This window comes from Marinomonas posidonica (assembly GCF_043643765.1).
In the GTDB taxonomy this organism is placed as follows: Bacteria; Pseudomonadota; Gammaproteobacteria; order Pseudomonadales; family Marinomonadaceae; genus Marinomonas; species Marinomonas posidonica_A.
Genome location: NZ_JBHZSP010000003.1, coordinates 304,630 through 329,097, shown reverse-complemented (window position 1 = coordinate 329,097; position 24,468 = coordinate 304,630). Strand labels below are relative to the sequence as shown.

The window sequence follows — 24,468 nt, the reverse complement described above, 5'->3', positions numbered from 1 at the left end:
CGCTCATTATGAGCGGCGTTTTTATTGTTCGCTTTTAATATTAATCTGTGACGATTTGATTACGACCGAGACGTTTCGCCTCATATAGATTGTCATCGGCAATTTTTATCGCATTCTCTAACGAGTCAAAATCCTTTCCACACACACCAATACTGCATGTCACTTTAATTTTAGCCTCAGTAAACTCTTTTTCACGAATCCCCTGTAAGAAACGCTCTAGCTTAGGCATTAATTCCGCCACCGACTCATTGGCAGCAATACAAAATTCTTCGCCACCAAAACGACATGCAAGCAAACCCGGAAAGTGTGTCATCACTTCCTGACCAACCGCTTTCAACAGATCGTCTCCTACGACATGACCATAAGTATCATTAACCTGTTTAAAATGATCTAAATCCAACATAGCGAGACAAGCATTAGGAATGGATTTACGGAACATTCTCTCACCATCATCAAACAAGTAACGACGATTTTTTAACTTGGTTAGAGGATCGATGTTCGCTAACTCACGAATGGTTTCTAACATTTCTTGAGCTTCTAGGTTATGCACTACTCGGCAATGGAACTCTTCATGGTAAAACGGCTTCTTCAGAAAGTCATTCGCACCGGCTTTGATAAACTTAGCCGACAATGAATTGTCTCCTTCCGCGGACAAACCAATAATCACCAGATCTTGAAAGCGCGCATTATGACGAAGCATTCGAACCAAATCATAGCCATTAATATGCGGCATATTATAATCTGTGATGAGCATGCGAATACTGTCGTCTGACTCCAGTTTCGCCAACGCCTCTTGGCCATCCTCTGCTTCTATGACATTAAACCGATATTGCTCTAACAATATCTTGATAAACAATCGACTGGTCGAAGAATCTTCCGCCACCAAAACTTTCACGTCTCGGTTTTTTCTCAGCCGCTCAACCACCTTGATAACATGATTAAACGAATAACGGCTGTCTTTGGTGATGTAATCCAACACCCCTTTATTCAGCAAACTTAATCGTTGATCGTCATCAAAGTTGCCTGTTAACACAACACAAGGAATGTGATGAGACAGAACCAAATCAACAATTTCGCCATTTTCAGCATCAGGCAAATTCAAATCCACTATGGCTGCAAAAAACTCCCCCTCCGACGCTTCAATTTTTGCCTGAGCCTCTTGATAATTTGAGCACAATACAGGTATGAAATTAGGAGTTTGAGACAACAAATGATTCAGAACCTTTAAGACAACGGGGCTATCTTCTACCACTAACACCTTGAACTCATCGGACATCATCAATCTACCTACTCCAAACGACACACAAATTTTCACTTAATTTTTTGATTATCCCCTATGACCCGAGATTGCGATACTCTAAAATAGCGCTACAGGGTATCAATTTGTAAACACTCCCATATCTTTACACTATCCAGTTACAATACAGGATGCTAAACATGCAATGTCGGTCTGGATGCGGTGCTTGCTGCACAGCACCATCTATCAGCTCAGCCATACCTGGCATGCCAAATGGCAAAGCGGCAGGTGAGCCCTGCATCCAACTTTTAGAGGATTTCCGCTGCGCCATTTTTAACGATCCAACCAGACCAAAAATTTGTGCCAGTTTTATGCCTGATGAAGACATTTGTGGCAATTCAAGAGAAGAGGCGTTAACCATTATCTCCATCTTAGAAAATGATACCGCTTATTTAAAGAGTTCACCGTCAAGGAAAACCATATGAAATCCCTAAAGCAGTTTGTACCTGTTTTCTGCCTAGGCTTACTTTTAAGCGCTTGCTCCTCTCAAAGCAACAAACCACAATTCGTAATAGAACCTCCCAGCGAGGCACAAATTGCCACCAGTGTCAAAGAGCAAGTTTCTTTAACACTTAATGCTTTTACGCCTGTCGCCGGCCAAGCCTTACCCAATAACACTGTACTAGCAGCCTATAAAGCAAGAGGCTATGAGCCTGTTTGGATTAAAGATAAGACCATCGACATGTCTATTTATAAGCTTGTCGACATCTTGCAAGAAGCTCACACACATGGTCTTAATCCAATTCATTACCATACCGACATTATCAAAAACTACCTTGAACTGAAGCAGCCAAGCTCGCAACAACTTGCTGAAATGGACGTCATCGCGACCATTGCTCTCACCAGTTATGCTCATGATTTAAGCAACGGCCGCTATGAACCCCTATTAATTGATCCAAATTGGCAACTAGATGCACCAAACAACAATTGGAAAGATTTACTTTATCTTGATTCCGCTGCCAGCATGGTCAATTCTTTACCCTTGCTTGCTCCACGCAGCCCACAGTATCAAGTGTTACAGAAATGGTTAGTTTATTATCAAGACCTTGCCGCCAAAGAAAAAGACATCTTAGTTGAAGCAGGTGTGCCGCTCTCACTTGGCGACGAAGGTCCACGTGTCGCCCAACTTAGAGCTAGACTCGTTCAACTCGGTGACATTCGCTTCTCCACTCGAAAAGTACAGGAAGACAGGTTCGACTCTCGCTTGAAAAGAGCGTTACAAAATTTCCAACGCCGTCATCACCTGATCGCAGATGGTGCCGCGGGTTCAAAAACGATTGAAATGCTTAATGTATCGCTGACGACTCGTGCCAAGCAGATTGCCTACAATCTAGAAAGATGGCGTTGGCTGCCGAGCGAACTAGAGGCCAATCGTATCTGGGTTGATTTAACCAATTATACTGTCGATATGCATCTTAATGGTGAGCTAACGTCAATGAAGGTTGTTATTGGCAAAGCAGAACGAAAAACACCAGTGTTTAAAGGTCTCATGACTTACATGGTAACCAACCCAACATGGCGAGTACCTCACCGCATCGCTAGAGAGAACTTGCTACCTAAGCTGCAATCAGACCCTAATTATTTGGTAAAACACGGCTATAAACTCTACTCAAGCTGGAGTATTGGTGCAAAAGAGTTGGATTCTACAAAAATAGATTGGAAAAACATCAACCCGGAAAAACTCGCGTACCGCTTTGAACAAGAACCAGACGAAGGGAATGCACTGGGTCAATTCAAGTTTATGTTTCCGAATAAAAACGAAATCTACTTACATGACACACCAGCAAAACACTTATTTAGAGAAAGAAACAGAGCCTTTAGCTCAGGATGCGTACGCCTAGAAGACCCACACGAGTTCGCCAAGCAAATTACCAAAGGCTCCAAGTCTTATAATGAAATGATCAACAAACTAAAAAATAACTCAAACAGTGTAGTGTCATTGCCAAGCTACATTCCGGTTTATCTGGTGTACTTTACCGTTGTACCAAATGCTAATGGTATGCCAGAATTCCGCAACGATGTATATCAGCGTGATCCCCTAATGGAAGAAGCAATGGGCTACATTGCTTTTCGATCAAACGAATCTATTTGATCAAAAAACGCGAGTAAGATACGCCCCCTTACTCGCGTTTTTCTTATTCTGTCACGCCAATTTCGCGTTATTTTACCATGACACAGACCGTCACCTCTTCACGATCATGGTACAAATGCTTAACTTGGTATTCATATCTAACCTTAGCCTTTTTCAGCAAAGACTCCATGTTCGCTAAGCACAAACCGACTTCTTGGTAACGTTTTTTCATTGGCAATTTTAAATTGAAAACCGCACGACGAGTAAATCCTCTCGCCAACCAATTCGCCATCAAATCCGCTACTTTGACCGGCCTTTCCACCATATCACATACTAACCAATCGACTGTTTGCGGTGGCTCAAACTTAAAACCATCCGCTTTTTCATGTTGCACCAAGCCAGTCGACATAAGTTCTTTTTGCATCGGGCCATTGTCAACCGCGATAACATGAATACCTCGCTTCACAAACTGATAAGTCCAGCCACCAGGTGCCGCCCCAAGATCCACTGCCGTCATACCTTCTATCAGGTCATCTTGAAGCGTCTGCTGCGGTACAAATTGAAGAAAGGCTTCTTCTAATTTTAGGGTTGAACGACTTGGTCCTGCCGCTGGAAAACGCAAACGTCGAATTCCCATTGGAAACTCACTGCGGCAAGCCACATACGACACACCAAGGTAAGCCGATTGCCCATCCAACATAAACACATGATGACGAACACCTACGGCTTTTTTTCTCAGTACACCAGATCGTTTCCAGCCTTCTCGCAAAGGCTTATCTAACTTCTTAATTAGCCCTGAGAGCGACTTAGCTTCATTCGTATCTGCCGTCTCGATGCAAATTTCCTCAGCCAAAGGCAACGCTCTAGCAGCTTCTAGTAAGGATTCGACTCGACCACCCTGCTCTAAAGAAATAAGATCATTTGCCGCGATAATTTGGCGGGCAAATATAATACGATTAAAGTTCAACTGCTGAATCAAGCTTTCGCCAGCATCTTCTTGTTCGAAGCAAAACACCACATAGCCAGAATTTTCTTCTAATTTAGCGTAACCATAAAAGCCTTTACTGGCCGCCAGATCAGACAACTCAGCAGCACAATCTTTCTCAAAACCAGATCGGCAATAGGCAATAATATTTTTCATTCAACTTCCTTCTCGGTCAGACAGGTCTAACCAAGTCTTAATTAATGTTTGGTTTGTGGCCACTTCAGTTTAGCTTCAACAAAGTGATTCACCACGTGATCCAATAAAATCGGACTAAAATGCTCTCCTAGAGAAGGAGACACTTGATAACAAACAGACTCGCCACGCCATTCAAATGCGATCGAGTAAGCATGCAAATACCCTCGATCCGACGCACCACCACCATATCGCTCATCACCCAAAATAGGCGCAGCAACACTTTTTAATGTCACACGAATCTGATGTGTTTTCCCCGTCAGAGGTCTAAGCCAAAACAGTCTTTTGCCTTCTACATAACGTGAAAAAAACTGGGTCACAGCGAGGTTATTTTTTTCTTTTGTCAGTTTCCACTGCCCCCTACGACTGACCTGCATACCGCCGCTAATTGTACCTTGTTTTTTATTTGGTTTGCGCAGTGACAAAGCAAGATAGCGTTTTTCCATTTTATGTTGACGAAATAATTCACCAAATAGCGTCGCAGCTTCTTTAGTACAAGCCACCAGCAATATTCCCGATGTCATTTTATCCAGCCGATGCACAGGATAAAAATCACAATTCGGATAGTCCTTATACAAGGTCTCCATAACACCCATAGAATCAGACTCAGCATGAAAACTCATTCCAGCAGGTTTATCGATCACCCAGTAATCCACGCAAGTATGTATTATTTTGAGCAAGAAAGACCTCTCTCAGTATTCATAAGGAATTAAGGATTTAGCCAACAAGCTTATCCACAGAGAAAGTGGACAACTCATATGTCAATAGAAAATGAACAATTTCAATCTTGGAAATCAGGGGAAACAGAAACTCGGTTACGACCACTTCTTTTCGCAGCATACAAACCTTTATCAGCAGCCGCTAAAATCTCTTCGTAACGAGTGACTTCATGCGTGATTGGAGCCAAACCAATACTGATTGTCACGGGAATAATGATGCCTTTTTCAGTTTCAATGGTTAAACCAGCTATCGTTTGCCGTAAATGCTCCATCACCAATTCAGCTTGTGTCAGTTTGGTCTTTGGCATCAATATAATAAATTCTTCTCCACCGTAACGCCCTATCTTATCCGTTGTGCGGATAACGGATTGCATTTTCGCTGACACTTGCGCCAAGACAAAATCACCGGCTTCATGACCATAAGTATCATTAATTTTCTTAAAATGATCCAAATCAACGATAGCGAAAACACAGGTGTCATGATTAATCACGCAATCGGCAAAGATATTGACTGCATCCGCTAGCACTTTACGTCGATTTGATAAACCGGTTAATTCATCTTTTTCAGCCAACACTCTTAAATGTTGATTAACGGATTTTAAACGACTCATCACTAAATTGATGACAATGGCAAAATACAAAGCAATAAAAAAGAATACCGAGACTAACATAAAACTTTGCTTTGATGCTGTAAGGTACAAGCCTTTTAAACTCAAATATTCACACATCAAAAACAACAAAGCAGCAATCGTAACAATGAGACCTTTAACAAACCTTTGGTCAGCACGGAACACTATAAAAGAATAAGCAATGACATGTACTAAGAGAAAGTGGAAGCCACTTTCTGAACCGAAATAAAACAAGGTTAATATAGTCACCTGAGCCATTTTCAAAACAGGCATTAGAATCTGAGCGCGAGAAAACTGCCCACGATAATTATAGCGCAGCCCCAAACAAGCAAATATAAGGCTCAAAATGGACACAATCACAACCAAAGGAGAAAACGGTTGAGAAAACATGGCAATCAAAAAAACACTGGCGAAGCAGAAAATCAGGTAAGAGAAATTCACCACATGCTTCTGGTTTACATCATTGGCATAATCGTCTTTAAAGCCAAAATGCAGAATCGTATGTATTATTTTTTTAAGCGAAGAAAACACGGAATTCCCAATCTAAAGCGGTTCTGAATCATTATAAAAGTACAACATTTAACTTCTATTAATAATCAATTAAAACATTCTACCGAATGCATAAGCTTTTTCCTACTGTCAGTTGACTCTTGTTCATTTATTAATATGAGCTAAGACAAGGAGTTCTGAATCTCATTAAGCCACCCACATTTATTTCTTATTTTGGCACGAATATTGATATTGAATAACCTAGAAAGCAACAAAGTTTAACTAATCGGTCAAAAAACCTCATTTAGACTTGTAAGTGCACAAGTAACATACATACAGAGCTCCAAAATGGTGCAAGACACCAAAACAGCTTCATAAGTATGCACTACACTAGAAGTTGCTCTTGCAAGCCGATGAACAGCTTAGACAAAATGGTGCCAGTACCTTGAATAAACAACAAACCGCTTCACGCTTAGAGTTAATCGACATCACTAAGCAATACCCTGGCTGTCTTGCTAATGACAGCATCAATTTATGTCTACAACCTGGAGAAATTCATGCTTTGCTGGGAGAAAATGGTGCTGGTAAAAGCACCCTAGTAAAAACCATCTATGGTGTTGTTGCGCCAGACAAAGGCGATATCCTTTGGGATGGTAAAGAAGTGACGATTAAATCCCCTTCTACCGCTAGAGATTTAGGCATAGGTATGGTGTTTCAGCATTTTTCCTTATTTGAAACCTTAACCGTCAGCCAAAACATCGAACTCTGCTTAAGTCAAAAACACCTTGATAGTATCGACGACTTAGCTGAAAAAATACGTCAACTCTCTGAAGAATATGGATTAAACGTTGATCCAGATAAATACGTTCATTCCCTTTCCATTGGCGAACGACAACGTGTTGAAATCATGCGTTGCCTGGTTCAGTCTGTGAAACTTCTTATTCTAGATGAACCAACCTCGGTACTGACGCCGCAAGAAGTCTCCGGCTTATTTGATGTGCTAAGAACCCTCTCTAAAGAAGGTTGTAGCATTCTATTTATCAGTCATAAACTGCATGAAGTCACCGAAATTTGCCATCAAGCTACCATTTTGCGTGGTGGTAAAGTCGTTGATACCTGTGTACCAAGTGAAGAAACACCCGCTTCGATCGCCAAAATGATGGTAGGAGATCTTGCAGAGCAAGAAACGCAGTACACTAAAAAAGAAGGCACTCATACCCTATTCAGCGCCAATAATCTGTCTCTTCCCTCAAAACAACCTTTTGGCACCAGCTTAAAAAACATTCAGTTTGAACTTAAAGCGGGAGAAATTCTTGGTATTGCCGGTGTAGCGGGGAATGGCCAAGACGAACTCATGGCCATTATCAGTGGCGAAGACAATCGGGCGAATAAAACCAGTTTGAGTCTCGATCAGATGCACATTGGCCACTTATCTGCGGGAGACAGACGCAAACTTGGTATGGCTTATGTACCAGAAGAACGACTGGGGCGTGGTGCGGTACCGGATATGAGCTTGACCGAAAACACTTTGTTAACTCATAGCACAGGCTTTATCAAAAACGGTTTAGTGCAATGGCAGGAGGCAAAAGAGTATGCCAGTCGTTTAATCAAAAAATACAATGTGAAGTGTCATGGTGAATTTTCAGAAGCCAAAAGCCTAAGCGGAGGCAACTTACAAAAGTTCATCATGGGACGAGAAATCGGCCAAAACCCAAAACTTCTCATTTGTGCACACCCAACATGGGGCGTTGATGTAGGCGCTGCCCTGGCGATTCATCAAGCTTTATTAGACCTACGAGATCAAGGTGCCGCCATTCTGTTAATTTCAGAAGACATCGACGAGCTCTTTCTCCTCGCGGATCGCATGTCTGCTATTTGTGACGGTCATCTATCGCCTCAAGTCAAAACCCAAGACACTAACATTGATCAAATTGGTCAATGGATGGCAGGGACATTTATTGACACGCAACGCGAATTCACACAAGAGATACAATCATGATCCGCATTCAAGCTCGCACTGAGCCAAGTACATTAATGAAATTCGCTTCACCCATCATCGCGATTGCCCTCACGCTATTATTTGGCTGTATCTTATTTTCAGCCATCGGCAAAGATCCGATCCAAGCATTGCACGTATTACTAGTCGCGCCGTTATCAGACAGTTACAACATTGGCGAAATGTTCGTCAAAATGGGGCCGTTGTTACTTTGTGCCGTTGGCCTCGCCATATGCTATCGCGCCAATATGTGGAACATTGGTGCAGAAGGACAATTACTAGCTGGCGCCTTAGGCGGCTCTGCCATGGCACTTTACTTTATTGATTCTGACTCCGTCCTAGCCCTTCCCATTACCTTATTAGCCGGCATCGTATCTGGCATGTTGTGGTCTGCTATCCCGACTTTTTTAAAGCTACGCTTTAATTCTAACCTGATATTAACCACCATCATGTTCAACTACATCGCCTTGTATCTACTGATTTGGGCCGTTCACGGGCCATTGCGAGACCCACAAGGGTTTGGTTTTCCTGAGTCAGCCTTATTCTCTGATGCCACCTTACTACCGACTTTATTTGAGTTCAGTCGCATTCATCTTGGTATTGTATTTGCGGTCTTAGCCGGCTTCATTGGCTGGTTCATCCTGTCTAAAACCCATTTAGGGTTCCAAATAAGAGTCTTAGGCGCTGACGAACCGGCAGCAAAATATGCTGGTTTTAACAGCAAAAAGCTCAGTTGGTTTGTCATGCTGTTCGCAGGCGCACTGGCTGGCTTAGCGGGCGTAAGTGAAACTACCGGCCCGATTGGACAGCTGGTACCCAACGTATCACCCGGTTACGGTTATTCCGCCATCATCGTTGCCTATCTGGGCCGCTTACATCCTATTGGGGCGATATTAGCCGCCGTATTTATGGCCATTCTCTATATGGGAGGCGATTTAGCACAAATTGAAATGGGTATTCCTGTCGCGGTTGTCAGCATGTTCCAAGGGGTGTTGCTGTTCTTCTTATTAGCTTGTGATTTCTTTATTAATAACCGTCTTACGCTTTCTAAGCAAGCGACGAACTAGGAGCTCATTGTGGACGCAGATCTAATCACTCAAATTTTGTTCGCCGCCATTAAAACAGGCACCCCATTATTATTTATTGCTTTAGGAGAAGTGATTTGCGAAAAATCTGGCATCCTAAACTTGGGACAAGAAGGCATGATGCTGATGGGCGCTGTCCTCGGATTCTTAGCCGCTTACACAACAGGTAGTATGGGACTCGGCGTTCTTGCCGCAATGATTATGGGTGCCTTTATGAGTTTAATCTTTGCCGTACTCGTTCTTCAACTTGGTGCGAATCAGGTCGCCACTGGTTTAGCGTTAACCATATTCGGCACAGGTTTAAGTGCCTTTGTTGGTTCAGGTGTGGTGGGACAAACCATTCAAGGCTTTGCACCAATTGACATTCCTTTGCTGTCTGAGATCCCATATCTCGGTGAGATATTATTCAAGCATGACATTCTAGTCTACCTGTCATTTGCCATCGCCATTGCCCTCTACTTTGTGGTCAATAAAACCCGTATTGGACTAACACTAAAAGCCGTCGGAGAAAACCCCAATGCCGCGAATGCCATTGGCATCAAAGTCTTACAAGTTCGTTACTTAGCCATCATGTTTGGTGGTGCTATGGCAGGTATTGCCGGCGCTTACATGTCACTTGTTTATACTCCTATGTGGGTAGAAAACATGACTTCTGGTCGCGGTTGGATCGCCCTTGCTTTGGTGGTATTCGCCTCGTGGCGCATTGGACGCATCATGCTCGGAGCTTATTTATTCGGATTGGCCAGCATTATGCATTTAGTTTTACAGGGGTTGGGCTGGTCTATATCGCCGAACCTATTGGCCATGTTGCCTTACGTGGCCACCGTCATTGTTATGGTGATCATTAGCGCGGATCACTTTAAAGAAAAACTGCTTGCACCTCGGTCTCTAGGAAAACCATTCGACCCTAGAAACATGGCGTAAAGCCTTAATTAACCCCTTCATCTACGAAGAGCAATAAGCCCTTAGGGCACACAATAGGAGCAAAACATGAAAATGAAATCGTTACTGCTTAGCTTGGGACTTCTGGCAGGTGCCAGTGCCGTTCAAGCGGAAGACCCATTAAAAGTTGGCTTTGTATACGTAGGTCCAGTCGGAGACCTAGGTTGGAGTTATGAACATGATTTAGGCCGCATCGGTCTTGAAGAGCACTTTGGCGACAAAGTTGAAACGACCTATGTTGAAAACGTACCGGAAGGGGCGGATGCAGAGCGTGTGATTACGCAATTGGCAAAAGCAGGGAATGATTTGATCTTCACGACTTCATTTGGCTTTATGAACCCTACCGTGAAAGTGGCTAAGCGTTTTCCAAAAGTCACCTTCGAACACGCCACAGGCTACAAACGCGCTCGTAACGTAGGTACGTATGTATTACGTACTTACGAAGGTCGATATGTCTCTGGTGTGGCCGCGGGTATGATGACAAAAACCAATACCATTGGTTACATTGCTTCCTTCCCAATCCCAGAAGTCATCCGTGATATTGATACGGTTTACATGGCAGCAAAGAAAGTCAATCCTGACGTTAAAATTAAAATCGTTTGGGTAAACTCTTGGTACGATCCAGGTAAAGAAACCGATGCGGCCAATGCACTAATGGACCAAGGTGTCGATATTTTGATTCAACATACTGACAGCCCAGCCCCACAAATTGCCGCAGAAAAACGTGGTATGCGATCCATTGGCCAAGCATCAAACATGAGCAAATTCGCACCTGAAGCGCATATGTTCTCCGTTCGAGATAACTGGACACCTTATTATGTTGGCGTTGCTGAAGCGGTAATGAACAACACTTGGAAGCCTAGCGATTATTGGGGCGGTTTCAAGGAAGACATGCTAACGATTGAATCCATCAATCCAAACTTACCTGCGGACGTTAAAGCTAAAATTAAAGAAACCTATGCCGCAATCAAGTCAGGTGAACTGAAACCGTTTACCGGACCAATCAAAGATAATAAAGGCAATATTGTTGTACCTGAAGGCCACTCACTGACCGACGAAGAGCTTGCTCAAGTGAATTGGTATGTGGAAGGTATTACAGACGAAATCCCTCGCTAAAATCCCTATACAGCCAGCTCTGCTGGCTGTATATTTCCCCCTTTTTTAATTCATCAGCTCACTGTATGACAGATAGCGCGTAAAATATTGCGTTATTCGTTATAGTTTATTGTATGGATCGCAACCATAAAGTTTGAAAGGTAATATCATGGATAATACAGCGTCATTGGTGGCTCTTTCCCAAGCCATGCCGAAAACCGAATTACATCTTCATATTGAAGGTACTTTTGAGCCTGAGCAAATGTTTGCCATTGCTCAACGCAACCAAGTTGCTCTCAAATATGATACGGTTGACGCGCTTAAAAAAGCCTACCAATTTACCAACTTACAAGACTTTTTAGACCTGTACTATCAAGGCATGTCCGTACTGCTTCACGAAGCCGACTTCTACGATTTGACTATGGCGTATTTAGAAAAAGTACACTTCGAAAATGTGGTTCACGTCGAAATTTTCTTTGACCCACAAGGGCATACTGAACGTGGTATTCCGTTTGAAGTTCAAATTATTGGTATTCGTCGTGCTCTTGAGGATGCTAAAAAACAATGGGGCATGACCTATCAACTCATCATGTCCTTCTTACGCCACTTGAGTGAAGACAGTGCTTTTCAAATCCTTGAAGAAGCCAAACCTTTCCTAAATTGGATTGACGGCGTTGGCTTAGACAGCTCGGAAGTAGGACACCCACCAGAAAAGTTCGCTAATGTCTTTGCAGCCTGTCGAGATTTAGGCTTAAAGATTACCGCTCACGCTGGCGAAGAAGGACCACCAGAATATGTATGGCAAGCATTGGACTTGATTAAAGTTCAGCGTATCGATCATGGTAATCGAGCCCTTGAGGATGACGATCTAGTCGCTGAGATTGCTAAGCAACAACTGACTCTTACCGTCTGCCCATTATCCAACCTCAAACTTTGTGTAGTAAACGACATGGCAGAACACCCGATACGCACCATGTTAAAATTAGGTCTAAAAGCCACCGTCAACTCAGACGATCCCGCCTATTTTGGTGGCTACATGAATGACAACTACCAAGTCTTGATTGAGCGAACACAGATCAGCAAACAAGAGCTTTATCAATTGGCTCGTAATGGCATCGAAGGCAGTTGGATGGCGTCAGGAGATAAGCAAAAACATTTGCAGCAAATCGATACCCTTTTTAATCCATAAACTGCATTTTGATGGATTCGCCATGGAGGGCGAAAACTTTTATCAAGCTCATAGCAATGTGATATGATCGCTGATAATTTTACACATCAGGTTGTACTTCATGTCTGACACACAATTCGACGATGCTTTTTTCCGTTTAACCAGTAATGATCGTTATAGCAAAATGGTCCAAAGAGTTCGGCAAGGACATTCCATTTGGACCTTGGCTGACGAACAGGGTTGTTTAGTTATTACTCTTAATACAGACCAAGTGCTTCCGGTCTGGCCTAACGAAGCCATGGCTTCACATTGGGGTGAAAAGGACTACCCTGATTTTAAAGGGTTAGAAATCTCGGCTATAGACTGGTTAGAAAAATGGTTACCAGGCATGACTGCAGATAAGTATTCTGTTGGTGCAGCCCCCAATATGGCTGGAGAATGCATTGTCTCTTCTGCTGAAGAGCATAGCCACGACATTAAACCTGCTTAGCGGTTTACCTTGCCAATTGTCAAGAAAGCATGTTGACTGTCTTCACGCCCAGCCTCTCCATCCACAAAGCCAAAACACACGTCGGTGTATTCTTGGCTTTGTTTTGCGTGTTTTTAATCTATTTCGGCCCACTCTACTCTCAATTAGCTAAAACACTGCAAGCCAGTAGTGTAGCAACACAAGCGGCAGTACAACACTCGCATTCGACACAGCAACATCATGACTCTACACACCACGCAACAGGTCATCCACTACCCCACTTTTCTCAACCAGCCAACTCAAATAGCATGAGGCATCATGGGCATCATCCCCAAATTGAAGGCAGCACTAACCTATTAGAGGCTTGTGGATACTGCTCTCTGCTCTTTCATTTAAGTTGGCTACATGCGCAAAGCTTCACCATTGTTCCATTAGAGAAAGAAGCTTATCCCAGTATTATTTATGCGACACTGGTCCGTAAATACCTAGCCATATTCACGCCTCTTAACCCTCGAGCACCACCACGACACTCTCGTTTTACAGTCCTTTAAAAAACAATAGTGAACATGATGTTCAGGGGCACGTCTGTGCCAAGTAAAATGAGAGAAACTATGTCTAGTCAAATAAAAAACGAAGCCGCATCTAATGCGCTGTTGCTTCTGATCACACGCCTGCATTTTTATGTCGGCTTGTTTGTCGGTCCATTTATTTTTATTGCGGCCCTTACCGGCACCTTATACATACTGTCGCCACAGATTGAAAACGCTGTCTACAAAGAGGCGTTAACGACTCAAAGCCGTGGTGATTATCAACCGCTAGCCAATCAAATTGCAGCGGCTCGGTCCCACCTAAACAGTAATTTAACTTTATTCGCGGTTCGCCCCGCGCCAGAAGTCGGGGATAACACACGTGTAATGTTTTTAGACCCAACAGCTCGCTTAACGGGTGCAAGGGCATTGTTTATCGATCCTGTCACTCTAGATTTGAAAGGTAATTTACCTGTCTATGGTACCAGTGGCGTACTGCCAATTCGAACCACTATTGACTTTTTTCACCGCCAATTATTACTGGGTGAAGTGGGACGTTATTACAGTGAGTTAGCGGCCTCTTGGTTATGGATTGCAGCACTCGGTGGTCTATTCTTATGGTACAAAGGCGGTAAAAAAAATCGTGCTGAAGTTGCTGCCAAAACAGAACATTTACGAAAACGACGTCGCCATTATCAACTTGGCTTATGGATCTTTGTGGGGCTAATTTTCGTCTCTGTAACCGGTTTAACTTGGTCGAAATGGGCCGGTAGCAATATCGGCAGTTTAAGAGCATCCATTGGTTGGGTTACGCCATCCGTTGATCTTAGTCTGTCATCACAGCAGACCACTCAACAAAACGATGAGCACGCCGACCATGCTCATCACAACTCATCACAAATGTCTGCAACAAACACCGCGACTCACAACTCTGACCTGCTGTTTGATGGGGTTCTAAAAGCCGCTCGTGAGGCTGGTATTAATGCTAACAAAATCGAAATCAAACCTGATCGCACAGGTCACAAAGCTTGGTTTGTTCGCGAGATTGACCGATCTTGGCCAACCCAAGTAGACAGTGTAGCGGTAGACACAAGTACCATGACGGTAACCAGTCGTGCCGACTTCGACACCTTCCCTCTGGTCGCTAAATTAATCCGTTGGGGCATCGATGCTCATATGGGCGTCCTGTTTGGTATTCCTAATCAAATCTTGTTAACTCTATTTGGATTGTCTGTTTGTATGATGATTATTTGGGGTTATAAAATGTGGTGGATTCGACGTCCTAGTGCAGGTCCAACATCCAAACCCTTATTGCAAGCATGGAGTAAGCTGACAAGCGTTCAAAAAGTCATTACGCTCGGTGTAGCACTGGCACTCGGCTTGAGTATGCCTGTTATGGGGGTAAGCCTGATTGCTTTCTTATTAATTGATGCATGGCGCTGGAAAAAATCCGCTTAAGGATGATTGACCGAGCCAATCGGCTCGGTCTACTTACGTACTTCAATTCATGATGGTAAAGAATTCTCTAAGCAGTACAATACGCCCTTCTGAAAGTAAGAAACGGCCACCATGACCCCTGCTATTCTCAACACCCTAACCCAGCATATTTTTACGCAATTACCGCAGACTCCAAACCAACTGAGAAGACTCTTCCATGGTCGGGGTCAGTGCTTTGAAGGCTTAGAACAAATTACCGTCGATTTTATGGCTGGGCAATTGTTTATCACCCTATTTAAGGAAATGATACCGACTGATGAGCAATGTCTTATCCAGGAGATAATCTCTTGGACACTACATGAGAAATGGTCAACCTGTAATGTCAAAGCCATTGTTATTCAATATCGCTATCAGCCAAATCATCCCACGCAAACACTCTGGGGAGAAGCAGAAAAGAATCTTGTTGTCGATGAAGAAGGTTTAAAGTTTCAACTTAGCTTAGGACAAAACCAAAACGCAGGGTTATTTCTGGACATGCGCTATGGGCGTCGCTGGATCACTAAAAACAGCCAGAACAAAAACGTTTTAAATTTGTTTGCATACACTTGTGGATTTTCCGTCGCCGCCATCAAAGGACAAGCTAATCAGGTAGTCAACTTGGACATGGCTAAAGGTGCTCTTAGCCGAGGTCGAAATAACCACCGTTTGAATGGCCACGATCTCAATAAAGTGAAATTTTTTGCTCATGATATTTTTAAATCTTGGGGTAAAATCAAAAAATACGGTCCGTATGATCTTATCATTATTGATCCACCTAGTTTCCAAAAAGGCAGCTTTGCTCTGACCACAGATTATCAGAAAATTTTACGTCGACTGCCAGACTTACTGAATGCAAAAGGTCAGGTTCTAGCCTGCATCAATGACCCAAACTTACCGGCTCAATTCTTAATTGATAGCATGCAAGCTGAAGCCCCTGCATTAGATTTTCAATGCCGTCTAGAAAACCCTCCGGAGTTCCCCGATATTGACCTAGAAAGAGGTTTAAAAGTACTTATCTTCAGTAAAAAAACATAGACATAAAGCGTTTCTTTACTAACCTAAGTCTCACGTTCTAGTAGGATATCGAGCAACAAATCTGCTGCAGGAGAAAAACAATTTAAGTTAGCCTGATCATCAGCAAGACATTTGTCTAATAAAAAGCTCATCCGACACCGATGAAGTTACTTAAGGAGCCATGCTTCCCCAGGCTCACACTCTATCTCGATCACAACCTCTGTTGTGTCGAAATTTTTTATTAAGCGCATTTTTTACTTATGTTAAATAGCGTAATGCTAGGAATCGTGATAAATTCGCCCCACTAAGGTGCACACTTTTATCTTAATATTAAGTTACTTACTTACAGATTTTAGTACGCATTCTCAGTACGAAGAAAACAGGCCACAAGCTTTGTTTCTTCACAAGGAATATAACAATTAAAAAAGCTCACAGAGCTTATACTCGAGGATTCACTATGCAAGCATTCATTGATTTCCTGAACGGGATCATTTGGAGCCCTGCCTTAATTTATCTATGTCTTGGTGCAGGTCTTTTCTACTCAATTCTGACGCGTTTTGCACAAGTTCGTCATTTCAAAGAAATGTGGACTTTGTTATTCAACGGTAATACCTCTGATAAAGGCATCTCGTCTTTCCAAGCGCTGGCAGTATCACTGTCTGGTCGTGTTGGTACTGGTAATATTGCTGGTGTTGCAGCCGCTATCGGTTTCGGTGGTCCTGGAGCCGTATTCTGGATGTGGGTTGTAGCCTTCTTGGGCGCTAGTACGGCTTACGCGGAATCGACCTTAGGTCAAATCTACAAAGTGAGCGAAAACGGTCAATACCGTGGTGGCCCAGCTTACTACTTTGAACGTTGCCTAGGCTGGAAATGGTTGGGCGTGTTGTTTGCCCTATCTTCTATCATTGCCTGTGGCATCTTCTTGCCTGGCATTCAAGCCAACTCAGTAGGTAATGCCGTTACTCAAGTATTTGGCGAAGGCACTATGGTCACCAGTTCTTTTGGTGAAGTCGGCTCAACTAAGTTAGTAGCGCTTGCGGTGATTCTCGTCGTATTGGCTTTCATCATTTTCGGTGGTATCAAACGTATCGCTAACTTCACGCAAGTTATCGTGCCTTTCATGGCGTTTGGTTACATTATCATGGCGTTGATCATCGTTTTCTTAAACCTTGATAAAGTGCCTGGTATTTTTGGTCTGATCATCTCTGATGCCTTCACAGCACAAGCTGGTTTTGGTGCGGCCATTGGTTGGGGTGTAAAACGTGGGGTTTACTCTAACGAAGCCGGTCAAGGTACTGGTCCACATGCCGCGGCAGCAGCAGAAGTACAACACCCAGCACAACAAGGTTTAGTACAAGCCTTCTCGGTTTACATTGATACGCTGTTTATTTGTACCGCAACCGCGTTGATGATCTTGATCACGCAGCAGTACAACGTACAAGGCGCATTGGCAGAAGGTCAATTCATCGTACAAAACGTTGATCCTTCAACCATCATTGCCTCTCCAGCCTTTACTCAAATGGCACTAGCCAGTGTATTTGGACATACTGGATCCGCCTTTGTTGGAATTGCTTTGTTCTTCTTCGCTTTCACAACCATCCTGGCGTATTACTACATCGCAGAAACCAACGTCGCTTACTTACGTCGTGCGTTAAAAATCAATATTCCACTGACACTAGTGAAACTGCTAATCATGTTTATGGTCGCATACGGTACCGTAAACACAGCAGGTTACATCTGGAACCTTGGTGATGTGGGTGTTGGCTTGATGGCGTGGTTAAACATCGTGGGGATTTTGTTAATCTTCTTCATGGCGAAACCAACGATGAAAGCCCTAAGAGATTACGAACAACAGAAAGCAAATGGCGTTAAAGACTATACTTTTGACCCAAAAGCTTTAGGTATCAAAGGTGCTGATTTCTGGGAAAAACGTCTAGAAAAGCAGCAAGCAAAAAACGAAACAGATAAGTAATATTGTCCCGTCACTGTCATGTTAAATCACAATGACAAACATCAAGGCCAGTCATGCGACTGGCCTTTTTTATCACTGCGTCCAACACATATAGGGTTATCGAGGGCGATATAATTTCGCATGCTCCAACAAATACTCGTCTTTCAATTCCATTCTAATGTCATGAACCGACAAAGATAGACTTGGCTTAATATAAACAAACACCCTAAAAACTTCACCCGTTTGCTGGCAAACAACGTCTATTTCGGCTCGCTGATAACCCTCTATTTCATTGACTCTTTCAAGCAAGTCCATCTCTCGTAAGACCTCGTCTGTTACTTCAAACACTTGTCCTTTGATGGCATGACCTAAACCTGGCGTTAATATCAGCCAAGGAGAGTAACGCTCTCCCACCAGATATAAGAGAAATGCTCTTTGGCTGACAAACTCTGTTCGAAAGCGACGCCCTTGATTGTGCCTAAAATTTGGAAAGCCTTCTTTCAATGTGCCAAAGACAAAGACTTTTTTCATTCTATCCCTCCTAAAACAGCCATAGAAATCCATACGAGTACAAAGCCGCGATCAATGCATAAGCCAACATTGGCCGCAGAGTCCGCATAATAATGACGCCCTCTTTATTACTAATGCCAACGATGGTGGAGACCGCAATAATATTATTGATACAGACCATATTGCCCATCGCCGCGCCCGCGGACTGCAATGCCAAAATCAAGCCTACTGGCAAGCCAACCGATTGCGCAATGTCCAATTGAATAGCGCCAAATGTAAGGTTAGAAACGGTCGCGGAGCCTGAAAAAAAAGAACCCAGCGCACCTAACAATGCTGCTGTATAGGCCCAACTTTCACCTAATACTTGGGAAAACCCTTGAGCAATTAAAAACATGGGAGACGATGCCTCGCCCTGCATCATCAAATTCACCATCACCAATGCCCCGATCAAAGACACACAAGGTAGACGTAATCGACTTCCTGTATCCTTTATTGCTAACTTGACTTGCTGTAACGACATACGAAATAACGGAACACACACGAATACCACCAAGACAAAAGGAATCAAAGCTGGAACGTATAAACTCTTATATTGCCAGCTTATGTCTGTTCCTAAAATATTTTGTAGCCCCAATACCAAAGACCGACTTACTTCAAACTCACCGATATACGAAGACCATTGTCCTATTGGCATCGTTGAGTTTAACCACTGTTTTAACCCCACACTGGGCAGCCGTGTTAGCAACAAAATCGCAATCAAAAACATAAATGGCGATAAAGCTTTCACTACCTCTCTTGAATCCAATACCGCGTCGCTATTCTGACCTGTTGTAGATGTTGCCAGTCCCACACCACGGGTTGCTAAGATAACACTCAACATAACGCCCACAGCACCACCAACCAAGGCTGGGAATTCAAGATTCCACTGAGCCACCAAAACATAAGGGACAGTACAGGATAGGATGCTTAATAAAATAAACACCAAGTTAGAACGAATGTCTTGCCAAGAAACAACAAAACGCAAAGCCATGATAGGAACCACAAAGGCAGCCAGCATATTTAGTAAGGCAGTGTGTTGAGCCACCTCATGTAAACTTGAGGTGGTTAAAGACAAACCCGATAAACCAAACCAAATGGGTGTACCAACCGCCCCAAAGGACACAGGAATGGAGTTCATTGTGAGTGTAAGAATCGCGACAGGTAAGATAGGAAAGCCCAAACCAATTAAAATTGGCGCGGCAATTGCTGCTGGCGTGCCAAAACCAGATGCCCCTTCAATCATAAAAGCAAACGCCCAACCTATGATCATCAACTGCGCCACTTTATTTTGACTCACGCTTTTCAGCCAACGACTCAAAACCGCTTCTGCCCCCGAATAAAACAACACCCGGTTCAGTAGAATGGCGCCTGCCACAATGGATATAGGCGTCAGAACAGACAAGATACCCGCCACACTATTTGCTAGCATTAGACGCACATCCGCTTCAAAATAACCGTATTGAATCGCTGCAACCAACAAGGCTGTGCTGGGTAAAGCGATGTGAGACGGCACCGAATGACGCTTAGTCATCGCCCAAATTAGTAGCAATATTGGCAAAGCAGACAAGAGAATTGACATAACCTAGTGATTTCCCTATCGCGAATCCAGATACGTTCAGATTTGCTCAAATCACCTCTTATGGCAAGTCAATTAGAAAAGAAATGCCTCTAACGGACATTATATTGATTTAATAAGAGAGCCTGTTAACCATGTACTGAGATTAGACTTTAATACAGTCACGTCCAGCTCTTTTAGCATCATACATAAGATCATCAGCTCGTTTCAGTAACGCTTGGTTCTCTTCTTGCGCCTGTATTTGAGCCACACCCGCACTAAAGGTGGTGACACCATTTTCCAGCTGAGTGGCCTTAAACTCATTTGCTAGATTAATTAAACAATCAAATGTCATTTGTAAGTTCAGCGGAAGTAATAGCACAAACTCCTCTCCTCCAAGACGAATGGCTTGGCCATGCTGTTGTTTAGCAAGGTCATGCAGAACCTTAGCAAAAGCGCATAACACTTCATCACCGTAATTATGACCCCATTGGTCATTGATTGACTTAAAATAGTCCAGATCAATTAATGCCAGGCAAAAAGTTCTTCCTTCTGTACGCCAACAATCTAAACAAGGCTCTAAAACTCGGCGATTACTCAATCCCGTTAGCGGATCTTGTTCGGAAAGTAATTGCAGTTTAATACTCAAATTGGTGGCTTTGTCTCTTTCAAGCTTAAAACGACGAGAGTAATTTTCCATCATCAGCATTAAAAAAAAGCCTGTTGCGACAAAGCTGATGGTCAGGTCAAGCTGAAGTAAATCCGCTGTCTCATGATTAAAAATCAAGTCTGGATAACGCCGCTCAATCATCAATAAAGGAATCGGCATTAAAATCGCCAAGGCTTGGCCCAATCGCCGGTAAAGACCTAAATCTCGAAAGGCAACGGAAATATAGATAAGCACACCCAAGTTTAAAAAATAGGTAGGACCACTGTATCCTCCATTTCCAATCCAATTAATGGGCAAAGACACTAGGGTTACTAGCAACATGAAGAGCACAGCCATGCTCTTAAAATAGTTATGCCAGCGAGATAAGTACCAGATAAAAAGAATAATAGGCACTAACGCAAACTGAACCAACACATTAGTGAGACTAGCAAGGTGAAACGCGTAGTTTGCCACAGCGCAATAAAAGTAAACCAAGGAGCCGATGAGTAAAACGGCATGATGAGTATATTGATACGGTTTTTCACGGCTGCCTAATAACCATTGTAAAACCCGCTGTTTTAACCCATTTTCCACGGGCAATTCCCTCTGGCCTTAAAAATAGGTTAAACAATCTAAACTATAAGAAATTTAAGTGAACATTTTTTTTGTAATTTTATATTACAGACAGCTGCTTCCATTCAGAGTTTGGAGATTGGCGTGATACCTCTATACAATTACGGCCTTTTTCCTTTGCCGTATAAAGTAAATTATCCGCTTTATTTAATAAATCTATAGCGCTTGTTTTGTTGGTCGGCCAAGCTTCAGCGAGGCCAATACTCGCCGTCATAAATGACGCAATGGGAGAACCGATATTCGGAATGTTTAAATGCTGTATTTGTTCAAAGAATTCCTCACAGACCTGTCTGGCCTTCACGGCATCAAGGTTACCCATGATCAAAGCAAATTCTTCCCCACCATAACGGGCACACCATCGTCGAGGAGAGTCTGAAAGTCCTTTAAGCAGCTGAGCTACTTGCTTCAAACAATCATCTCCTGCCAAATGCCCATAACAATCATTGAGCTGCTTGAAATGATCTAGGTCAATCAGAGCGAGGCTAATAGGTTGCTGTAATGTTGAACATAACTTCCATTCTTTCTGCAAAAATTCATCAAAGGCTCGTCGATTATAAATGTCTGTTAGTCCGTCTAAACGAGCCAACTTTTCTACCGCCAATTCAGCCAATTTTCGCTCTGTCACATCCTGATGAGTAATCACATAGTAATTAGCGTTATCAAACTCAAATGGCGAAACATACATCATAAACCAACGATGCTCTTCATCACTATGACAAGGGTATTCTAATGAATAACTAGCCGCCTGACCTGAAATCACTTGACGTATGCCTGTTCCAGCTTGACGACCAAATTCATCCCCAGTCAGTGACGCTTGATCACAAATACTAAGATAGTTAATGGCTGTCCAATTATCATTGCTTAGACATTGGTTTTGATCACCATAACTGGACCAACTTTGATTCACAAAACAAATCACACCACTAACATCGATTACAGCAATATGTTCCTCGATCGAATTTAACACCAAGCGCAAAAACTCAGCGGACTTTTCCATATTCTAACTCTATCTTTTTAAAGGCATTTTAATAAGTTAAATTGAGATTAGTACAGCATTTCACAATGCGCCAATAAAAACAAAGGTAGGCACCAATCCCGTCTAGGATTACAATGATCGTGCTTTCGTCATTACGATTTAATCCACCTTAACCATAGACTTCCTTCTTTATATGAAATTACTCATCAAATGTATCCGCAACTTGCTTGGCGGCCTTATCGCTTTGATTGACCTTATTACCCGCGGACGTAAATTGAAACGTTCATCAGAACAGCAAGCCAAGGTAGATGAAGAGACAAAACAATTGGCTCTGTATCAGTTCTTTGCATGCCCTTTCTGTATCAAAACTCGTCGCGCAATTTACAAGCTTAACCTTCCCATTGAAAAGCGCAGTGCATCAGAAGGATCACCATATCGTGAGGATTTATTGATCGGAGGTGGCCGTGTCAAAGTGCCATGTTTACGCATTGAAGAAAACGGTAACGTAGAATGGTTATACGAATCGTCTGACATTATTCAATACTTGGAAAAACGTTTCTCATAAACGGACTGACAGGGTTCATAATAAGACCCTGTCTTATTCCTTACCGCGCTTTTCGACGTTAGATGATACTAATAGAGTGAGTTCACGCTTCAAATGCTTTCTGAAAGCGAATACTTTCAAGCATTCCTCCAGCAGAATAGAACCAAACACCGCCCACAGAGGGCCTTCGCAGTACAAAACTAAAATAAGGTAAGGAATACCAATCACCCATTGAGTGACGAAATGGATTTGCAATACCTTAACGCTCTGTCCCAACGCTCTTAAAGAGTGACCACATAAGCCGTTGTAGGTTCTGACTAATGGAATCAAGATATAAATTGGTGCAATTCCCGCTAATGCTTGCTGTGTTTGCTCATCTAATCTCGGGTAAAGAATGGGCAGCAATTCGCCAAAGGCGACAAACACCAAACACAATACCACCCCAAGCAATAAAATAATGCGTATTGCTTGCTCGACAAATTCAGAAATTAGGTGCGTTTGCTGACGACCTCTAAACTGACTGATGTTAATCGAGGTCGCTAACGCCCAAGACGTGACAAATTGAGCCCCCATTTGCATCCAAGGCATCACCAGAGTGATGGCTGCAAAGGAAAATACATCCAATTGAGCAAATAGCATCTGGTGCAACATAACACCAGAAGCCAGCGTAACGAAATTAGTGGCTATTGGAAAAATCTCACGAAAATGCGCAACGACCTGTGCGACGTTTAATGCTTTTCTCGACGCCATAATCGGCAAATTTTTTTGTCGCTTTAGCTGCCATGCTAAATAGCCAAAACGGATGCTCACCGCCACCAAACTGCCGATGGCAGCACCTCGTAATCCCAACTCAGGGAAACCGAAATAACCATAAATCAATACCAAACTGATCAGGACATTCATAGGAATTTCGATCAAGTAGCCATATAAAGGCAAGCGTGTCTGACCAGAACCATTAAAAAAAGCGATCATAACTTGCGCAAAAGAGGAAACCAGCAGCATATAAGCACTGACCTGCAAATAACGATACGCCTGTCTCGCCACTAAAGGGTCATCAACCAGCCAATTCAATAACTCATCCAGACCGACCAATAAAAGCACACTGGTGATTAATGTGAAGCCACCGCTAATCAGCCAGCCAATGACCAAACCGCTGGCCATGGCATGACGATCATTTGCGCCAACGGCTCTGGCTAGTATCAATTGAGTACCATTGGCTAAAGCGTATTGAGTGCCAACGAAAAACGCCAGGATGGCCGACGCCAATCCTAAGGCAGCGACCGAAATTTCCCCTAAATTGGCAATTAACATCAAGTCCACCAGCACCATGGATTGGACTAAAATGGCGTTCAGGGCTAATGGCCAAGCCACAGAAACATTTTTAATAAGGTTATCTTTTGATACGACGTTCAAGGCAATTCCAATAAATCCACGAATGGCCAAAATCATATCACATT

The 24,468-nt window shown here is 43.0% G+C and carries 22 protein-coding genes; 13 read left to right on the top strand and 9 right to left on the bottom strand.

Annotated features, from left to right (window positions below; translation table 11 throughout):
• Positions 1–40: 40 nt before the first annotated feature.
• A complete protein-coding gene (locus ACHUFM_RS05435; RefSeq protein ID WP_394180309.1) occupies positions 41–1,279 on the bottom strand; it encodes a GGDEF domain-containing response regulator in 1,239 nt (412 codons plus the stop codon).
• Positions 1,280–1,428: 149 nt separating this feature from the next.
• Here ACHUFM_RS05435 and ACHUFM_RS05430 point away from each other — a divergent pair, with 149 nt between their 5' ends.
• Together ACHUFM_RS05430 and ACHUFM_RS05425 are read left to right on the top strand one after the other, a co-directional pair.
• On the top strand, positions 1,429–1,722 hold the full coding sequence (locus ACHUFM_RS05430; RefSeq protein ID WP_463514204.1) for a YkgJ family cysteine cluster protein: 294 nt from the start codon (positions 1,429–1,431) through the stop codon (positions 1,720–1,722).
• The gene (locus tag ACHUFM_RS05425) at positions 1,719–3,389 is read left to right on the top strand and encodes a L,D-transpeptidase family protein (protein ID WP_394180305.1); all 1,671 of its coding nucleotides are present in this window, start codon (positions 1,719–1,721) and stop codon (positions 3,387–3,389) included. The genes ACHUFM_RS05430 and ACHUFM_RS05425 overlap by 4 nt, the downstream gene beginning before the upstream one ends.
• Positions 3,390–3,456: 67 nt before the next feature.
• On the opposite strand, the gene rlmM is transcribed toward ACHUFM_RS05425, so the two are convergent.
• The 3 genes from rlmM to ACHUFM_RS05410 form a co-directional block, all read right to left on the bottom strand.
• The gene (rlmM, locus tag ACHUFM_RS05420; RefSeq protein WP_394180303.1) at positions 3,457–4,509 is read right to left on the bottom strand and encodes a 23S rRNA (cytidine(2498)-2'-O)-methyltransferase RlmM; all 1,053 of its coding nucleotides are present in this window, start codon (positions 4,507–4,509) and stop codon (positions 3,457–3,459) included.
• A gap of 41 nt (positions 4,510–4,550) precedes the next feature.
• On the bottom strand, positions 4,551–5,189 hold the full coding sequence (locus tag ACHUFM_RS05415; protein WP_394180301.1) for a pseudouridine synthase: 639 nt from the start codon (positions 5,187–5,189) through the stop codon (positions 4,551–4,553).
• 137 nt (positions 5,190–5,326) lie between these two features.
• Positions 5,327–6,424: a GGDEF domain-containing protein gene (locus ACHUFM_RS05410; RefSeq protein ID WP_394180299.1), complete on the bottom strand. Its 1,098-nt coding sequence runs from the start codon at positions 6,422–6,424 to the stop codon at positions 5,327–5,329.
• A gap of 403 nt (positions 6,425–6,827) precedes the next feature.
• Here ACHUFM_RS05410 and ACHUFM_RS05405 point away from each other — a divergent pair, with 403 nt between their 5' ends.
• From ACHUFM_RS05405 to ACHUFM_RS05360, 10 genes are all read left to right on the top strand, one after another.
• The gene (locus ACHUFM_RS05405; RefSeq protein WP_394180336.1) at positions 6,828–8,381 is read left to right on the top strand and encodes an ABC transporter ATP-binding protein; all 1,554 of its coding nucleotides are present in this window, start codon (positions 6,828–6,830) and stop codon (positions 8,379–8,381) included.
• Positions 8,378–9,445, top strand: coding sequence for an ABC transporter permease (locus ACHUFM_RS05400; RefSeq protein WP_394180297.1), 1,068 nt, complete (start codon positions 8,378–8,380; stop codon positions 9,443–9,445). The genes ACHUFM_RS05405 and ACHUFM_RS05400 overlap by 4 nt, the downstream gene beginning before the upstream one ends.
• A 9-nt stretch (positions 9,446–9,454) precedes the next feature.
• Positions 9,455–10,387 carry an ABC transporter permease gene (locus ACHUFM_RS05395; protein WP_394180295.1) on the top strand — a complete coding sequence of 311 codons (933 nt, stop codon included), beginning with the start codon at positions 9,455–9,457 and terminating at the stop codon, positions 10,385–10,387.
• 66 nt (positions 10,388–10,453) lie between these two features.
• Positions 10,454–11,521: a BMP family ABC transporter substrate-binding protein gene (locus ACHUFM_RS05390; RefSeq protein ID WP_063333331.1), complete on the top strand. Its 1,068-nt coding sequence runs from the start codon at positions 10,454–10,456 to the stop codon at positions 11,519–11,521.
• Positions 11,522–11,669: 148 nt separating this feature from the next.
• On the top strand, positions 11,670–12,689 hold the full coding sequence (locus ACHUFM_RS05385) for an adenosine deaminase (RefSeq protein WP_394180293.1): 1,020 nt from the start codon (positions 11,670–11,672) through the stop codon (positions 12,687–12,689).
• 100 nt (positions 12,690–12,789) lie between these two features.
• Positions 12,790–13,158, top strand: a complete 369-nt coding sequence (locus ACHUFM_RS05380) for a DUF2750 domain-containing protein (RefSeq protein WP_394180291.1) — start codon at positions 12,790–12,792, stop codon at positions 13,156–13,158.
• Positions 13,159–13,187: 29 nt separating this feature from the next.
• Positions 13,188–13,688, top strand: a complete 501-nt coding sequence (locus ACHUFM_RS05375) for a DUF2946 domain-containing protein (protein WP_394180289.1) — start codon at positions 13,188–13,190, stop codon at positions 13,686–13,688.
• A gap of 60 nt (positions 13,689–13,748) precedes the next feature.
• The gene (locus ACHUFM_RS05370; protein ID WP_394180287.1) at positions 13,749–15,122 is read left to right on the top strand and encodes a PepSY-associated TM helix domain-containing protein; all 1,374 of its coding nucleotides are present in this window, start codon (positions 13,749–13,751) and stop codon (positions 15,120–15,122) included.
• A gap of 111 nt (positions 15,123–15,233) precedes the next feature.
• The gene (locus tag ACHUFM_RS05365; RefSeq protein ID WP_394180285.1) at positions 15,234–16,175 is read left to right on the top strand and encodes a class I SAM-dependent methyltransferase; all 942 of its coding nucleotides are present in this window, start codon (positions 15,234–15,236) and stop codon (positions 16,173–16,175) included.
• 436 nt (positions 16,176–16,611) lie between these two features.
• Positions 16,612–18,126 carry an alanine/glycine:cation symporter family protein gene (locus ACHUFM_RS05360; RefSeq protein WP_394180283.1) on the top strand — a complete coding sequence of 505 codons (1,515 nt, stop codon included), beginning with the start codon at positions 16,612–16,614 and terminating at the stop codon, positions 18,124–18,126.
• Between the two features lie 96 nt (positions 18,127–18,222).
• Here the strand turns inward: ACHUFM_RS05360 and ACHUFM_RS05355 are convergent, their stop codons facing one another.
• The 4 genes from ACHUFM_RS05355 to ACHUFM_RS05340 all read right to left on the bottom strand — a co-directional run bounded on the left by ACHUFM_RS05355 (position 18,223) and on the right by ACHUFM_RS05340 (position 22,488).
• Positions 18,223–18,636 carry a gamma-glutamylcyclotransferase family protein gene (locus tag ACHUFM_RS05355; RefSeq protein WP_394180281.1) on the bottom strand — a complete coding sequence of 138 codons (414 nt, stop codon included), beginning with the start codon at positions 18,634–18,636 and terminating at the stop codon, positions 18,223–18,225.
• Positions 18,637–18,646: 10 nt separating this feature from the next.
• Complete coding sequence (locus ACHUFM_RS05350) at positions 18,647–20,233, bottom strand: L-lactate permease (RefSeq protein WP_394180279.1); 1,587 nt, start codon at positions 20,231–20,233, stop codon at positions 18,647–18,649.
• A 142-nt stretch (positions 20,234–20,375) separates the two neighbouring features.
• Positions 20,376–21,452 (bottom strand): GGDEF domain-containing protein, encoded by a 1,077-nt coding sequence (locus ACHUFM_RS05345; protein ID WP_394180277.1) that lies wholly within the window; start codon positions 21,450–21,452, stop codon positions 20,376–20,378.
• A 79-nt stretch (positions 21,453–21,531) separates the two neighbouring features.
• Positions 21,532–22,488 carry a diguanylate cyclase domain-containing protein gene (locus ACHUFM_RS05340; RefSeq protein WP_394180275.1) on the bottom strand — a complete coding sequence of 319 codons (957 nt, stop codon included), beginning with the start codon at positions 22,486–22,488 and terminating at the stop codon, positions 21,532–21,534.
• Positions 22,489–22,660: 172 nt separating this feature from the next.
• On the opposite strand from ACHUFM_RS05340, the gene ACHUFM_RS05335 reads away from it, so the two are divergent.
• On the top strand, positions 22,661–23,032 hold the full coding sequence (locus ACHUFM_RS05335) for a glutathione S-transferase N-terminal domain-containing protein (protein ID WP_394180273.1): 372 nt from the start codon (positions 22,661–22,663) through the stop codon (positions 23,030–23,032).
• A 33-nt stretch (positions 23,033–23,065) separates the two neighbouring features.
• Here the strand turns inward: ACHUFM_RS05335 and ACHUFM_RS05330 are convergent, their stop codons facing one another.
• Positions 23,066–24,424, bottom strand: a complete 1,359-nt coding sequence (locus ACHUFM_RS05330) for an MATE family efflux transporter (protein ID WP_394180271.1) — start codon at positions 24,422–24,424, stop codon at positions 23,066–23,068.
• Positions 24,425–24,468: the final 44 nt, after the last annotated feature.